At 65.0% G+C, this 12,867-nt stretch carries 14 protein-coding genes; 6 read left to right on the top strand and 8 right to left on the bottom strand.

The features are described from left to right. Position 1: 1 nt before the first annotated feature. From HWX87_RS28340 to HWX87_RS28330, 3 genes are read left to right on the top strand one after another with little or no spacing between them, the layout of a single operon-like run. The gene (locus HWX87_RS28340; RefSeq protein WP_176050370.1) at positions 2 to 1,135 is read left to right on the top strand and encodes an acyl-CoA dehydrogenase family protein; all 1,134 of its coding nucleotides are present in this window, start codon (positions 2 to 4) and stop codon (positions 1,133 to 1,135) included. Between the two features lie 38 nt (positions 1,136 to 1,173). Beyond that, positions 1,174 to 1,635, top strand: a complete 462-nt coding sequence (locus HWX87_RS28335) for a MaoC family dehydratase (protein WP_176050369.1) — start codon at positions 1,174 to 1,176, stop codon at positions 1,633 to 1,635. Then, a complete protein-coding gene (locus HWX87_RS28330; RefSeq protein WP_176050368.1) occupies positions 1,632 to 2,108 on the top strand; it encodes a MaoC family dehydratase in 477 nt (158 codons plus the stop codon). The genes HWX87_RS28335 and HWX87_RS28330 overlap by 4 nt, the downstream gene beginning before the upstream one ends. Positions 2,109 to 2,160: 52 nt before the next feature. Here HWX87_RS28330 and HWX87_RS28325 read toward each other — a convergent pair whose 3' ends face one another. Together HWX87_RS28325 and HWX87_RS28320 are read right to left on the bottom strand one after the other, a co-directional pair. Beyond that, positions 2,161 to 2,853, bottom strand: coding sequence for a glutathione binding-like protein (locus HWX87_RS28325; protein WP_176050367.1), 693 nt, complete (start codon positions 2,851 to 2,853; stop codon positions 2,161 to 2,163). Positions 2,854 to 3,093: 240 nt separating this feature from the next. Beyond that, positions 3,094 to 3,885 (bottom strand): enoyl-CoA hydratase, encoded by a 792-nt coding sequence (locus HWX87_RS28320; protein ID WP_176050366.1) that lies wholly within the window; start codon positions 3,883 to 3,885, stop codon positions 3,094 to 3,096. Positions 3,886 to 4,087: 202 nt separating this feature from the next. On the opposite strand from HWX87_RS28320, the gene HWX87_RS28315 reads away from it, so the two are divergent. Beyond that, positions 4,088 to 4,744, top strand: coding sequence for a glutathione S-transferase (locus HWX87_RS28315; protein ID WP_176050365.1), 657 nt, complete (start codon positions 4,088 to 4,090; stop codon positions 4,742 to 4,744). Between the two features lie 42 nt (positions 4,745 to 4,786). On the opposite strand, the gene HWX87_RS28310 is transcribed toward HWX87_RS28315, so the two are convergent. Next, positions 4,787 to 5,959, bottom strand: coding sequence for a pyridoxal phosphate-dependent aminotransferase (locus HWX87_RS28310; protein ID WP_176050364.1), 1,173 nt, complete (start codon positions 5,957 to 5,959; stop codon positions 4,787 to 4,789). 33 nt (positions 5,960 to 5,992) lie between these two features. Continuing rightward, entirely contained in the window at positions 5,993 to 6,490 is a 498-nt protein-coding gene (locus HWX87_RS28305) for a putative toxin-antitoxin system toxin component, PIN family (protein ID WP_176050363.1), read from the bottom strand. Between the two features lie 57 nt (positions 6,491 to 6,547). Between HWX87_RS28305 and yaaA the strand changes: the two genes are divergently transcribed. Together yaaA and HWX87_RS28295 are read left to right on the top strand one after the other, a co-directional pair. Beyond that, positions 6,548 to 7,330, top strand: coding sequence for a peroxide stress protein YaaA (gene yaaA, locus HWX87_RS28300; protein ID WP_176050362.1), 783 nt, complete (start codon positions 6,548 to 6,550; stop codon positions 7,328 to 7,330). Between the two features lie 88 nt (positions 7,331 to 7,418). Beyond that, positions 7,419 to 8,573, top strand: coding sequence for a carboxypeptidase family protein (locus HWX87_RS28295; protein ID WP_176050361.1), 1,155 nt, complete (start codon positions 7,419 to 7,421; stop codon positions 8,571 to 8,573). Positions 8,574 to 8,655: 82 nt separating this feature from the next. Here the strand turns inward: HWX87_RS28295 and HWX87_RS28290 are convergent, their stop codons facing one another. The 4 genes from HWX87_RS28290 to HWX87_RS28275 form a co-directional block, all read right to left on the bottom strand. Continuing rightward, positions 8,656 to 9,303 carry a hypothetical protein gene (locus HWX87_RS28290; protein ID WP_176050480.1) on the bottom strand — a complete coding sequence of 216 codons (648 nt, stop codon included), beginning with the start codon at positions 9,301 to 9,303 and terminating at the stop codon, positions 8,656 to 8,658. Positions 9,304 to 9,443: 140 nt separating this feature from the next. Next, positions 9,444 to 10,118: an energy-coupling factor ABC transporter permease gene (locus tag HWX87_RS28285; protein WP_176050360.1), complete on the bottom strand. Its 675-nt coding sequence runs from the start codon at positions 10,116 to 10,118 to the stop codon at positions 9,444 to 9,446. A 75-nt stretch (positions 10,119 to 10,193) separates the two neighbouring features. Further along, a complete protein-coding gene (locus HWX87_RS28280; RefSeq protein WP_176050359.1) occupies positions 10,194 to 11,030 on the bottom strand; it encodes a response regulator transcription factor in 837 nt (278 codons plus the stop codon). A gap of 210 nt (positions 11,031 to 11,240) precedes the next feature. Beyond that, positions 11,241 to 12,458, bottom strand: coding sequence for a DUF2863 family protein (locus tag HWX87_RS28275; protein ID WP_176050358.1), 1,218 nt, complete (start codon positions 12,456 to 12,458; stop codon positions 11,241 to 11,243). Between the last annotated feature and the right edge of the window lie 409 nt (positions 12,459 to 12,867).

Genomic DNA, 12,867 nt, shown 5'->3' with positions numbered 1-12,867 from the left:
CATGGATTTCAGCTTTACCGATGAGCAGCAGCAGTTCGCCGGCGCGCTGCGCCGTTATCTCGGCGAGCGATACGGCTTCGACGCGCGCCAGGCGATCGTGCGCAGCGACACGGGCGTGTCGGACACGCAATGGGGCGCGTTCACGGAACTGGGGCTGACCGCGCTGCCCGTGCCGGACGCACAGGGCGGCTTCGGCGGCGGCCCCGTCGACATGCTGGTCGTGATGCAGGAGCTCGGCCGTGCGCTCGTGATCGAGCCGTACTGGGCCACGGCGGTCGGCGTCGAGGCATTGCGTATCGCCGGCTCCGGCGCGGGCGAGGATGCGGCGCTGCTGGAGGCCGTCGCACAGGGGCAGAAACGGCTGGCGGTTGCGTTCCATGAACCGCATGCGCGCTACGACCTGTACGAACTCGACACGCACGCGCACGAACAGGGCGGCACGTACCGGCTGACCGGCACCAAGTCGGTCGTACAGCACGGCGCACAGGCGCATGCGTGGATCGTGCCTGCGCGCGTCGATGGTGGCGGCATCGGCCTTTTCGTCGTCGAACGCGATGCGGCGAACGCGAAGGTGGCCGACTACCGGACGATCGACGGCCAGCGTGCCGCGACGATCGAATTCAACGAAACGCCGGCCCGATTGCTGACGGGCGGGGCGCGCGACGCGGCGGCGCTCGAGCAGATTGCCGATTACGCGACGTTCCTGCTGTGCGCGGAAGCGGTCGGCGCGCTCGACGAACTGAATCGTGCGACGGTCGAATATACGAAGACACGCGAGCAGTTCGGCGTGCCGATCGCGCGTTTCCAGGCGCTGCAGCACCGGATGGTCGACATGCTGATCCATGCGGAGCAGGCGCGTTCGCTGACCTATCTGGCGGCGGTGCGCTATGCGAGCGGCGACGCCGATGCGCGGCGCAAGGCCGTATCGGCCGCGAAGGCGCGTGTCGGTGCGGCCGCACGCTTCGTCGGCCAGCAGGCCGTCCAGTTGCACGGTGGCATGGGCGTGACCAACGAGGTCGCCGCCGCGCATTTGTTCAAGCGGCTGACGATCATCGAGACGACGCTCGGCGACACCGATCATCATCTTGCGCGCATCGCGGCGCTGCCCGATTTCGCGCAGACCGACGCGGCATGACGGCGACGCGCGAGCGCGCCAGACAAGGAGACTTGCAAGTGGGTATCAGTTACGAAGACCTGGTGGTCGGCAGCACCACCGAAGTGGGCCGCTACACGTTCGAGCCCGACGACATCAAGGCGTTCGCGAAACGCTATGACCCGCAGCCGTTCCACCTCGACGAGGAAGCCGGGAAGGCATCGCATTTCGGCGGGCTTGTCGCGAGCGGCTGGCATACGTGCTCGGTGTTCATGAGCCTGCTCATCAAGAAGCTCGGGCCGGATTCGACCAGCATGGGCTCGCCGGGCATCGACTCGATCCGCTGGCTCAAGCCGGTGCGGGCCGGCGACACGATCACGATGTACCAGAAGGTCCACGACAAGCGCGTGTCGGAGAGCAAGCCCGACCGCGGCATCGTGTCGACGGAGTGGGTCGGCACGAACGAAGCCGGCGAGACGGTGATCAGCGTGCACACGAAGGTGCTCTTCGGGCTCCGCCATCCGGGAGGAACGAACGCATGACCGACGTGACCTTGCCGCTGATCGCGTCGGCGTCGGCGCTGCAGGCGCGGGTCGGCGCGGAGCCGCTCGCGAGCGGCTGGATCGCGATCGACCAGCCTCGTGTCGACGGGTTCGCCGATGCGACCGGCGATCATCAATGGATCCACGTCGATCCCGAACGCGCGCGACGCGAGTCGCCGTTCGGCGGGCCGATCGCGCACGGGTTCCTGACGCTGTCGCTGATTCCCGCGTTGATGACCGATGCGATGCGCTTCGAGCAGAAGATGGGGGTGAACTACGGACTGAATCGCGTGCGATTCCTGAAGCCGGTGCCGGTCGGTGCACGCGTGCGCGCGCTGTTTGCGGTGAAGGAAACCGCCGACGCCGCGCAGGGCGGCGTGCAGGTGACGTGGTCGGTGTCGATCCAGGCCGAGCGTCCCGATGCGCCGCTGCTGGTGTGCGCGGCGGAGTTCATCACGCTGCATTACTTCTGAGGCGCGGGGCGGCGCGCACGGATGCCGCCCCGTCTGTCACGTCACGTGCGTGTCAGTGCTTCGCGTATTGCGTCGCGCCGAACAACACTTCGCGTGCCTTGTCGTCCTGCAGTGCCTTGCGCATCGACGCGAGCACTTCGACGCCGCGCTGCACGGCCGGTCGCGCGGCGATCGCGTCAAACCAGCGCTTCACGTTCGGCAACTCGTCGAGCACGATGCCCTGGTTCTGCCACGAGCGCGTCCACGGGAACGTCGCAATGTCTGCGATCGTGTACGCGTCGCCCGCGAGGTATTCGGATTCGCCGAGGCGCTTGTCCATCACGTTGTACAGGCGCTTCGCTTCGTTCGTGTAGCGGTTGACCGCGTACTCGATCTTCTCCGGCGCATACAGGCGGAAGTGATGCGCCTGTCCGAGCATCGGACCGACACCGCCCATCTGGAACATCAGCCACTCGAGCGTCGCATAGCGCGCGGCCGGATCGGTCGGCAGGAACTTGCCGGTCTTCTCCGCGAGATAGATCAGGATCGCGCCCGATTCGAACAGTGAGATCGGCTTGCCGCCGGGGCCGTCCGGATCAACGATGGCCGGGATCTTGTTGTTCGGGCTGATCTTCAGGAAGTCGGGCTCGAACTGGTCGCCAGCGCCGATATCGACCGGATGTACACGGTATGCGAGGCCCGTTTCCTCGAGCATGATGTGCACCTTGTGGCCGTTCGGGGTCGCCCAGCTATAGACGTCGATCATCGTCAACTCCTTGGTTGCATGCGCGAAAGCGACGCCGGGAGCGCCGCGACAGGCGGTCATTAGAGCATGGATCGACGCGGGCTGCTGGCGACGGAAACGTGCCCGCGGATACGTGTGCGCGGGCGACGTGGAGCGCGTCGCCGACGTTGTGTGCGACGTGTGTCAGGGCATTTTTTGCGCGGTTTCGATCGCCTTGGCGACAGGGCGCCGCCGCGGCATGTCGAGAGCGGACGGAGCGGATCAGCGCTTGTAGCGCGGCTGGCGTTTCTCGAGAAATGCGGTGATGCCTTCGAGCCCGTCCGCATGATGCAGCGACGCGACGAAATGATCGCGCTCGGTGCCGAGATGCGGTTCGAGCGGTTGCGTCGTCGCATCGTCGAGCAGCGACTTGATGCGCGTGAGCGCATTCGGCGAGATGCCGGCGAGTGCGTCGGCCCAGGCGAGCGCGTCGGTCAGTGCCGCGCCGGGCACGGCGAGCCGGTTCACGACGCCGAGCGCATGCAGGCGCTCGGCGGTGATCGGCTTGCCTTCGAACAGGATCTCGGCCGCCGTCGCGCGCGGCAGTGCGCGCGCGAGGAACCACGAACCGCCGCCGTCCGGCGTGAGCCCCACGCGCGCATACGACATCACGAATTTGGCGTCGTGCGCGGCGACGACGAGATCGCACGCGAGCGCGAGCGAGAAGCCCGCGCCGGCCGCGGCGCCTTCGACGGCTGCGATCACCGGTTTCGTCGAGGCGCGGATCGCCGCGACCCATGCGGCGAGCTGGTCGATGCTGTCGGCCTGGTAGGACGGATCTTTCGAACGGTTCTCGAGTAACCGGTTCAGGTTGCCGCCTGCACAGAAGAAGCGATCGGCGCCCGTCAGTACGACTGCGCGAATCGCGGGATCGCGATCGGCGGTGGCAATCGCTTCGATGCCGGCCGCGTACATGTCGGGATGCAGCGCATTGCGCGCACCGGGATTGGACAGCGTGAGGACGAGCGTCGAATCGCTCTCGGGCGGACGCGAGGCCAGCAGTTCAGCACTCATGCGAGCGTGTCTCCATCGGATGGCGTGGCGGCGACGCCGCGCATGTTGCGCGGACAGGCGGAACGGCTGCCGCAGCGGATGTAATGTTGTCGTGACGAACGCAAAACTTGCTTTAGACTAGCACGAACGTGCTTTTCAGCGCGATGAATCCCGATGCGGCCGCCACCGTCGCGGCTGCGCTTCAGCAAGGAAGGAGACTCCGATGCTACAGCTGTGCGGTATTCCGTTGTCCAACTATTACAACAAGGTGAAGTTCGTGCTGCTCGAGCACGACATCCCGTTCGAGGAGTCGGTGTGCGGTTTGCCGATCAGCGATCCGGCCCAGCTCGTCGATTCGCCGCTCGGCAAGATCCCGTTCCTGAAGACCGAAGAAGGCGCGCTGTTCGAGTCGCAGGTGATCATCGAATACCTGGCCGCGCGCTATCCCGAGAAAGGCATTTTCCCGGCGAGTCCGTTCGCGGCCGCGAAGGTGCGCGAACTGGTCGAGACGCTCGAGCTGTATCTCGAATGGATGGCGCGCGAGGTCTATACGGAAGCGTTTTTCGGCGGCAAGGTCAGCGACGGGATGAAGGCGCACGTCGAGAAGCGCCTGCCGCGCGCGATCGATGCGTTCAAGCAGATGACGCAGTTTTCGCCGTATGTGTTCGGCGCTTCGTTCGGCCTCGCGGACATCGCCGCGTGGGTTCATCTGCCGGTCATCGGGATGGCGACGAAGGCCATATTCGGACGCGATTTCCTGCTCGACGCCGGCATCGACTGGAAGGCGCACGCGAAGCAGGTCGGTGATCGTCCGGCCGCGCAACGCGTGGCCGCCGAGCGCAAGGCGTACATCGAAGCGACGAGCGTCGCGCGCTCGTAAGCGCGGTTTCCGCCGGGCGGCGAGTGGCCGCCCGTGCGGACCTTACAGGCAGGCGAGTCGTTCGAGCGCGGACGCGAGCGTGCTTTCCTGCTTCGCGAAGCAGAAGCGTACGACGCCCGATTCGTGCGGCTCGTGATAGAACGCCGACACCGGAATGGCAGCCACGCCGATCTCCGACGTGAGCCACTTCGAGAATTCCGCTTCGGGCAGGTCGCTGATCGCCGAGTAATCGACGCACTGGAAGTACGTGCCCGGGCACGGCAGCAGCTTGAAGCGCGTGCGCTCGAGGCCGGCACGGAAGAAGTCGCGCTTCTTCTGGTAGAAGCCGGGCAGCGACAGGTACGGCGCCGGGTCGCGCAGGTAGTCGGCGAGCCCGATCTGCATCGGTGTGTTCACCGTGAATACGTTGAACTGGTGGACCTTGCGGAATTCCGCGGTCAGCGCGGCAGGCGCCGCGACGTAGCCGACCTTCCAGCCCGTCACGTGATAGGTCTTGCCGAAGCTCGACACGATGAAGCTGCGTGCGGCGAGTTCCGGGTAGCGCGCAACGCTTTCGTGGCGCGCACCGTCGTAGACCATGTGTTCGTACACTTCGTCCGACAGGATCAGCACGTTGGTGCCGCGCACGATGTCCTCGAGCTTGCGCATGTCCGCCTCGCGCCACACGGTACCCGTCGGGTTGTGCGGCGTGTTGATCAGGATCATCCGCGTCTTCGGCGTGATCGCGGCCGCGAGACGGTCGAACGGGATCGTGTAGTCGGGCGCCTCGAGCGTGACGAATACAGGCGTGCCACCGGCGAGTTCGATCGACGGCAGGTAGCTGTCGTAGGTCGGTTCGATGACGATCACTTCGTCGCCCGGATGCACCGCGCACAGGATCGCCGTCAGCAGCGCCTGCGTCGCGCCGGCCGTCACGGTGATCTCGGTGGCGGGATCGTAGCGCCGGCCGTAGACCTGCGCGATCTTGTCGGCGATCGCGTCGCGCAGCGGCGCGACGCCGGCCATCGGCGGATACTGGTTGTGCCCGTTGCGCATCGCGGCCGCGACCGCGTCGACGATACGCGGATCGCAATCGAAATCCGGGAAGCCCTGGCCGAGGTTCACCGCGCCTTTTTCGGCGGCAAGCGTGCTCATGACCGTGAAGATCGTCGTGCCGACGTTCGGCAGGCGCGAGGGGAAAACGGGAGTCGTTGGCATGTCTGAAGGAGCGTTCATCGATACGGTCGAATTCGGGTGGTGCGGCGTAGGTCAGGCCGGCGTGGTTGTCGTGGCCGGCACGGCGTCGAGCGCGCAGGCCTCGGTAAACGGCGCGGGCTGCGCGATCCGGAAGCCGAAGTCGCGTGCGGTGCGCTTCGCGAGCTTCAGCAGCGCGCGGTCTTTCGACACGAGCCACTCGGCCTGAGCGGCGCGGGCGAGTTCGAGAAACTTCTGGTCGTCGCGGTCCTTGCACTTCGGCAGCGGCGGCGCGTCGGGGTCGACGGGCGGCGGCTCGACGAGGCTTGCGAGGCGGGCAACGGTTGCGAGTGCGGCTGCCTTGTCGATGGCACGCGACTGGAACTGCGGATAGTCGAGCACGTATTCGAGCTCGGTCAGGCAGCGGCCGTCGATCACGGCGGCAAGCGTGCCGCGTTCCAGCGCAGCCCGGATCGGGCGCGTAGCGGGGTCGTCGAATACGAGGATGTCGATCCAGACGTTCGAGTCGAGCACGACGCGGTGTGCGGCATGCGGGGCGAGAGAGCGGGTCATTCGTTACAATCGGTGGTTTTCGTCTGACCGCAAGGCACGGCGTGCCAGCGAGCCTCTATGATAATCGTTCTCTCTCCAGCCAAATCCCTCGACTACGATACGCCCGCGCACGTCCAGTCTTACACGAAGCCTGCATTCGTCGACGACGCGTCCGAGCTGATCGACGGCCTGCGCAAACTGTCGCCGCAGGACATCGCGACGCTGATGGATATTTCCGATCCGCTCGCGCGCCTGAATTTCCAGCGCTACGCCGACTGGTCGCGAACCTTTACGCCGGCCAATGCCAAGCAGGCCGTGCTTGCGTTCAACGGCGACGTATATGAAGGATTCGACGCCAAATCGATGTCGTCGGCCGATCTCGACTATGCACAGCAGCACGTGCGCGTGCTGTCGGGCCTGTACGGGCTGCTGCGTCCGCTCGACCTGCTGCAGCCGTACCGGCTCGAGATGGGCACGCGCTTTGCGAACGCGCGCGGCAAGGATCTGTATGCGTTCTGGGGCGATCGCATCACGCGGGCGCTGAACGAGCAGCTCGAGACGCGCAGCGGCGCGGCACGTGTGCTGGTCAACTGCGCGTCGACCGAATACTTCAAGTCGGTCAAGCCGAAGCTGCTGGCCGCGCCCGTCATCACGCCGGTGTTCGAGGACTGGAAGGGCGGCCGCTACAAGATCATCAGCTTCCACGCGAAGCGTGCCCGCGGCCTGATGGCGCGTTTCATCGTCGAGAACCGTATTACCGACCCGAAGGCGCTGAAGGATTTCGCGACGGAAGGGTATGCGTTCGACGCGGCTGCGTCGAACGATTCGACTTACGTATATCGCCGGCGAGTCGGCGAGTGACCCAGCCGGCCGTTCACGAGACGGCCGGCGCATGCATGAGGCCGGGCACGCGGTACACCGCGCGCTCCGGTCGACACAGGAGAGACAGATGGCCCTTTCGATCACCAGCAATTTCGACGCAGGCGCAATCGACGTCGTGTCGTGCGACAGCCCCGACGCGATCCGGCTGCGCGTGCGCGGCGACAACCGCTCGGAATTCGCGCAATGGTTTTACTACCGCTTGACGGGCGCGCGTGGCGAGCGGTGCGTGATGACGTTCGAGAACGCGGCCGACTGCGCGTATCCGTCGGGCTGGCGTAACTACCACGCGGTGGCGAGCTACGACCGGGTCGACTGGTTCCGCGTGCCGACGACGTTCGACGGCAAGACGATGACCATCGACCATACGCCGGAGTTCGACAGCATCTATTACGCGTATTTCGAACCGTACTCGGAAGAGCGCCACGCGGCGTTTCTCGGCGCGGTCCAGCAGTTGCCGCAGGCGAGCGTCGTCGAGCTAGGCCGCACGGTCGAAGGCCGTCCGATGTCGCTGCTGACGCTCGGCACGCCGGAAACCGACGACGCGCCGAAGAAGAAGGTGTGGATCATCGCGCGCCAGCATCCGGGCGAGTCGATGGCCGAGTGGTTCGTCGAGGGGCTCGTCAAGCGGCTGGCAGGATGGGGTGACTGGGCCGGCGATCCGGTTGCGCGCAAGCTCTACGATCGCGTGACGTTCCACATCGTCCCGAACATGAACCCGGACGGCAGCGTGCATGGCAACCTGCGCACCAACGCGGCAGGCGCGAACCTGAATCGCGAGTGGATGGCGCCGGATGCCGAACGCAGCCCCGAGGTGCTGGCCGTGCGCGACGCAATCCATGCGATTGGCTGCGACATGTTCTTCGATATTCACGGCGACGAGGATCTGCCGTACGTGTTCGTCGCCGGTTCGGAGATGCTGCCGAGCTTTACCGCGCAGCAGGGCAAGGAACAGACTGCGTTCATCGACGCGTTCAAGGTCGCGAGCCCCGACTTCCAGACCGAGCACGGTTATGCGGCAAGCAAGTACAAGGAAGATGCGCTCAAGCTCGCGTCGAAGTACATCGGCCATCAGTTCGGTTGCCTGTCGCTGACGCTCGAGATGCCGTTCAAGGACAACGCGAACCTGCCCGACGAGCGCGTCGGCTGGAATGGTGAGCGCAGCGCGGCGCTCGGCGCGGCGATGCTGGCCGCGATCCTGGTGCACGTCGACACGTTCGCGTAAGCGTATCGTCGTCGTATGAAAAAAGCCGGGGTATCTCAGGATGCCCCGGCTTTTTTGCGTCTGTCGTTGCCGCTCGGTCGTATCAGGACTTCTTCGCGGTTTTCTTCTTCACGACCTTCTTCTGGCCGCTCGATTTTTTCGTTGCGACGGCCTTCTTGCCGGTACGGCCCGATGCCTTCGCCTTGCCACGGTGCGACTTGCCCTTGAATTTCTTCGTCGACGACGACGAACGTTCGGCGCGCGGCTTCAGCGGCGGAACGGGGTCGTTCCAGCTGAACGCGAGCATTTGCTGGCCGACGTAGCCGCACCGGAATTTCAGCGGCGTCGGGTCGCTGCCGTCGCTGTGAATGCCTTGGCCGTCGACCGTGACGATGTTGTCGACTTTCACGCGCTGCTTGCCCTGGTCGAACGAGTCGTTCCACGGCGTGATCGACGCGTTGCCGCTGTCGAATGCGTTCGGTGCGAAGTCGACGCGGTCGAATGCGGTCGACGTGCTGGCGATGAAGCTGCCGTGCGCCGCACAATCGGCGGCGAGCGGATCGGCATGCATCTCGTTGACAAATTTGTTGATCAGTTCGGAGCGCTGGTCGAGCAGGTCGGCGAATGCCGGTGTGGGAAGCGCAAGCGACAGGCCCGCGATACAGGCTGCCAGCTTGCCGAGCGCCCGGAAAATCCGGAGCGAGGCAGGAGAGCTGTCCATCTGGTTATTGGTGAGGAGCGAATGAGACATCGGGCACGTATAGATGCCCGATGAAGAACAGGAGTTCAATCTTAGCGTAAAAAAGTTGTGCGGCATTAGATGGCGTATTCTGCCGCGCCGCGAAAGGAGCCGACGGTATGCGTTGAAACGTGCGCGCGTCCGGAGGAAATTCAGGCGCGCGGGCCGCCGAGGCGATAGCGCCGGACGTCGAAGGTCGTGACCCACGCAGGGCGATAGACGGCGATGAGTGCCGTCGCCATGCCCGTGAACCACGCTTCGCCGAGCGCGAGCAGTGCGGTGTTCAGCAGATAGCCGGCAGGAATCACGACGGGCACGCCATCCGCGAGCGCGAGTTGGACGCCGGCTGCTGCGGCGGCGACCGCCACGATCGCGATGGCCGGCGACAGGAACCCCTGCCCGGTGATGAACGATGCAAGGTTGTGCGGCAGCCACGCGAGCGCGGCGCGCTGCAGCAACGCCGACACGGCGACAGGCAGCGCACCGTAGATCAGATAGGTCAGGCCAATGCCTTGCCATGGCGCGTCGAAGATGATCGCGGCAACCGCCGTGACGGCGCCCATCGCGATCAGTGCGAGCGTCCAGTCGAACAGTGTGACGAGCAGCGTGGCGCCAAGCAGATGCATGACGATGCCGTCTTCGAGCCAGGCATTCGACGCCCAGAGGACCGAAATCGCGGTGACGAGCGCGAGCCACACGTGCTGGAGCGTGGCGTCCTGCAGGCGCACGAACGGGCGGTTCCAGAGCGCGAGCGCGAGCAGGGCCACGGCGGCGATCCAGCCACCGATGCCAACCCAGAGCGGGAGCGGTGTGAAAAGAAAACCCATGCGTCCATATTACTCGTTGAGCATCAAAGGTGGGAATCCGCACATACCGACCGTCGCAATATCGAGACTGTTCGCCTAGCGCCCGCGCCGGAACCGTGCTGGCGGCTCGGCGGCGATTGGCAGGTCCTGCGCGCCGGCGTTCGCGGCCGGCAACGGGTACGGATGGTCATTCCGTTGTGCGCGCAGCGGAACCGGGCCGCGTTCGCCGATGTTCGGCTTGCGTGCGCGGTTGCGGTTCGCCAGCAGCACCTCGAGATGCGGTGACAGCCAGCCGTTGTAGATTGCGACCGCGGCGGCGCGGTTCGCGGCACCGAGCTGCTGGAAGATACTGGCGAGGTGGATCTTCACGGTGCCTTCGCTGATGCCGAGCGTCCGGGCGATCATCTTGTTCGTGCTGCCCATGTGGACGAAGCGCATGATTTGCGCTTGCCGCGGCGACAGGAGGCCGCTTGGCGGGCGGCGTGCAAGCGATCCGGCAAGCGTCTGGAAATGAGCATCGTGGCGTGCTGCAGCCACGGAGGGCAGCAGGCTGAGCGCGCTCGGCGGAATGTAGTGCCCACCCAGCAGCACGATCTCCAGCGCTCGCACGATCAGATGCGGCAGCGTGGAATGCGGGATCACGCCCGCGACACCATGGTTGAAGAAGCGTTGGACGGCGTCGGGCGGCGCTTCGTCGACCAGCACTGCGGCCGGTGTCGGCGAGCATGCACTGCAGAGCGCCTGAAGCTCGCCGAGCCGGCCGACGTCGAGCCAGTCGATCGCGACGAGGTCGAAGCGCTGGGCACGCAGCAGGCGGCGCGCCTGGAAACTGTCGGGCGCATCGTTGATGCTGGCGTGACGGTCGATCTGCCGCAACAGGGCTTTCAGTCCATCACGCCGCTCGGCGTCTGAATCGAGTATCAGGAACCGCATATTCAATCTCCGTAAGGGTGAGTCATTGATTGCTGTCGGGCATGCGTTGGCCCCGATAGTGACAAAAACCTTACACGATGTCTGCTAGGCTGAAAGGCTTAGGAATTGTCTGAAATTTCGAGCGGAAAACGATCGGACAAGAAAAAAGCCGCTCCGGCGGGAACCGGAGCGGCTTCGGACCGGCAGGCCGTGGAGGCCTGCGGCATCGGGTCAGTGGAAGTGCGGCTGGGCGGGCGATGCGTCTTCCGGCATTTCCGCATGGACGATTTCGCCGAGCGGATCCGCGTAGAGCGGCACGCCGCAGTCGTCGCAGTATTCCGGTTCGAAGCGGCCCGCGTGCCTGCGGACGTCGGTTACGCCGCATTCCTTCAGCAGGCTCACGATTTCCTCGAGCGGCCCTTCCATCGGCGCTTCGCCTTCGAGCGTCGCGTTGTCGATCGACACGTCGCCGTTTTCGCGGCCGTACAGCGGCCATACGACGCCGTAGATCACGTCATTGCTGGCACGCCGCGTGAAGCCGACACGATACTCGTCGATACGGCGTTCGCCGAAGCCGGCGACCACCGCGCGCAACTCCTGCGGCGCCGCACCAAGTGTGTCAAACAGATAACGAATGGCCGTCCGCACCGTGTGCGGACGAATGCGCTCGTCCGCATCGCGGCAGGCCGAGTAGTACGCGTCCGGAAGCAGGCATTCGAATTCGCAGCCGGGCAGGGCGATCGACAGGTTCGGGCCGCCCTGGGCCGTCCACTGTTCGAGGCACTGGCCGCGTTCGATCCTGCTGCCGTTCTCCTCTTCTTGCCAGCGGAACAGCGGCGCGCCGGCAGGCGCGGCGACGACCGCAAGGAGGAAGCGCGGGTCGGCCAGGATAGGCGAAGTTTCGGGCAGGTCGCCGAAGCTCAGCTTCGGCGTGTGCTGGCTGATCGCCGCGTGCGCGAGCTGCTGCGCAAGTCGGTAGGTCTCGACGTGGTGCCGCGGCAACTGGTCGATGCTGTAGAGGAACGGCGCGAGCCCGACGAGCGTGCCGTTCGCGAGGACGTGCGCCTGCAGGTGCGTTCGCAGCGCGTCGGCGACGTCGCCCTTGAGCGGACCCGACGGAATCATGTAGCGCGTCCATGCGAGCACCGGAACCGCGACCAGCAGCGCATCGTACGGTTGGCCGTCGTGCTCGATCACCATCGACTCGCTGTGCGTCTCGGCCATGTCGGCCAGCGCACCGTATGCATCGGGGTGATTCTGCTGAAGATGGTCGAGCGCTGCGTCGAGCGTGGTCTGGTTGCCGTTGCGGACAATCTTGGCGAGCAGCGCATCGAGCTTCGCTTCCCAGAAGCGATCCTCGATGCGGCTGCCCGAGGCGAAGAGCGCAAGCGACAGACCGACCAGTTTGTCGGCATCGGGGGGGAGGCGTTTGGCGATTCGCTGGCGCATATTAAAGACGTATATAGAAAGAGGCGAAGAACCTCACATTCTAGTCCGTTCTTTGCACCATAAGCGGTCTCGTGCCCGGACATGCCTGGCCGGCCGACATGCGGGTTTTGTAAAAAAGTTGCGTCAAACCCCTTGCGCGATTGCCGGGAGCTGCATAGAATCACGCCTCTTTCGCGCTAACGGAAACGCGGCGCGGGAGAGGGAAGCAAAGCTGGTGGTGTGCTGCAGTCTGGAGCGCGCAGCTGGCCTGGAAGTTGAGCCCCGCAGTCGCAACGATGTAGTTAAAAAAGTTGTTGACGAACTGCGAAACACGGTTCATAATCTCGCTTCTCTGCTGCTGAAAACGCAGCGCTGCTGAGAAACACGAAGTTTCTCGCAGAAATGCTCTTTAAAAATTAACAGCCGATAA

The organism is Burkholderia sp. BCC1644, assembly GCF_902833225.1.
GTDB lineage: Bacteria > Pseudomonadota > Gammaproteobacteria > Burkholderiales > Burkholderiaceae > Burkholderia.
Note: the sequence above shows the minus strand (reverse complement) of the source record. Positions and strands in the feature narration are given on the sequence as shown.

What these genes read in the sequence shown, in the direction of transcription:
- HWX87_RS28310 (WP_176050364.1), bottom strand. Translation starts at nt 5,959, where the DNA reads ATGAACGCTCCTTCAGACATGCCAACGACTCCCGTTTTCCCCTCGCGC.
- HWX87_RS28295 (WP_176050361.1), top strand. Translation starts at nt 7,419, where the DNA reads ATGGCCCTTTCGATCACCAGCAATTTCGACGCAGGCGCAATCGACGTC.
- HWX87_RS28325 (WP_176050367.1), bottom strand. Translation starts at nt 2,853, where the DNA reads ATGATCGACGTCTATAGCTGGGCGACCCCGAACGGCCACAAGGTGCAC.
- HWX87_RS28285 (WP_176050360.1), bottom strand. Translation starts at nt 10,118, where the DNA reads ATGGGTTTTCTTTTCACACCGCTCCCGCTCTGGGTTGGCATCGGTGGC.
- HWX87_RS28305 (WP_176050363.1), bottom strand. Translation starts at nt 6,490, where the DNA reads ATGACCCGCTCTCTCGCCCCGCATGCCGCACACCGCGTCGTGCTCGAC.
- HWX87_RS28320 (WP_176050366.1), bottom strand. Translation starts at nt 3,885, where the DNA reads ATGAGTGCTGAACTGCTGGCCTCGCGTCCGCCCGAGAGCGATTCGACG.
- HWX87_RS28340 (WP_176050370.1), top strand. Translation starts at nt 2, where the DNA reads ATGGATTTCAGCTTTACCGATGAGCAGCAGCAGTTCGCCGGCGCGCTG.
- HWX87_RS28315 (WP_176050365.1), top strand. Translation starts at nt 4,088, where the DNA reads ATGCTACAGCTGTGCGGTATTCCGTTGTCCAACTATTACAACAAGGTG.
- HWX87_RS28275 (WP_176050358.1), bottom strand. Translation starts at nt 12,458, where the DNA reads ATGCGCCAGCGAATCGCCAAACGCCTCCCCCCCGATGCCGACAAACTG.
- yaaA (WP_176050362.1), top strand. Translation starts at nt 6,548, where the DNA reads ATGATAATCGTTCTCTCTCCAGCCAAATCCCTCGACTACGATACGCCC.
- HWX87_RS28330 (WP_176050368.1), top strand. Translation starts at nt 1,632, where the DNA reads ATGACCGACGTGACCTTGCCGCTGATCGCGTCGGCGTCGGCGCTGCAG.
- HWX87_RS28280 (WP_176050359.1), bottom strand. Translation starts at nt 11,030, where the DNA reads ATGCGGTTCCTGATACTCGATTCAGACGCCGAGCGGCGTGATGGACTG.
- HWX87_RS28290 (WP_176050480.1), bottom strand. Translation starts at nt 9,303, where the DNA reads ATGTCTCATTCGCTCCTCACCAATAACCAGATGGACAGCTCTCCTGCC.